We start from the raw sequence: 928 nt of genomic DNA, 5'->3' as shown, positions 1-928 counted from the left end.
ACTCGACCTCGTCCTGCTTCACACGGTGGGGGATTTTAGGCGACCACAACTGGGGGAGTTTCAACTGACCGTCCGGGCTCACGAACGCCAAGATGAGACCGTGAGAAAGGCGCAAGAACTCGGCACTCTCGAGTCATTTACTTGGATTCCGTTATTCGCGGTGCCTAGATTTACTACAGCGGAGGACCGATGAAAGAACTGACACTCGAAGAACGGATCCGCAAAAAAGCCTATGAGCTTTGGCAGCAAGACGGAAGCATGGAAGGTTGTGCCGACGAGTATTGGCGACAGGCGCGTGAAATTGTCGAACAAGAAATGCTCGAGGAGAAGTCCCGATCGCCCTGCGTTGGTAGCGAACATAGGACCTTAACCTGTTCAGCATTCGAGCTCAAAATCAATGCAAAACTCCTTTAGATCTATATCATAGTGTGATACCTAATTTTCGCGTCGAAGTAGTCAGGCTAACTCCGGTTCGATCTGCGTAATCGCGCAGGTGATCCCGCGAGAGGGATTACCTGCGGGCGGGGGCGGCAAGGTGGGTCCACTCAAGAAGCAACATGACCGAGGGACGAGTTGTCTTGTGCCGAATGCGCGCTTGAAATACGAATGTCACGCGAGACACTTCAGGCGATGAATGAGAATGACAGGCATTGCGTCTGGCTAGCTAGGGTCCAGCGATGTCTTTTTTTGGGGGTGTTCCTAATACTGCCCTAAGTCCGCGAGCGAAAAATGTCCGCCGATGTCTTGTTGCAATCGAACGGACCGAGGAAAGACTTAGATGAAATCGACGAACACAGGGCGCGTGGCGACACCTTCCCGAGGCAGGTACGACATGATGTCAAGAACCCTCCGGGGGTGTCCCGAATTTTGTGTAAACAGGTTGTGGTTTAACGGGGCATCAGCCTGTCCTCGAACTGGATAGTAAAGC

General features: G+C 52.6%; 1 protein-coding gene. It reads left to right on the top strand.

Annotated features, from left to right (window positions below; translation table 11 throughout):
• Positions 1 to 189: 189 nt before the first annotated feature.
• Positions 190 to 414 (top strand): DUF2934 domain-containing protein, encoded by a 225-nt coding sequence (locus AWB81_RS43545; protein WP_062644786.1) that lies wholly within the window; start codon positions 190 to 192, stop codon positions 412 to 414.
• The last annotated feature ends 514 nt before the right edge of the window (positions 415 to 928 follow it).

It is taken from the genome of Caballeronia arationis, from assembly GCF_001544975.2.
Taxonomy (GTDB): Bacteria; Pseudomonadota; Gammaproteobacteria; order Burkholderiales; family Burkholderiaceae; genus Caballeronia; species Caballeronia arationis.
The sequence above is the reverse complement of the archived record's forward strand: the minus strand, read 5'-3'. Positions and strand labels throughout refer to the sequence as shown.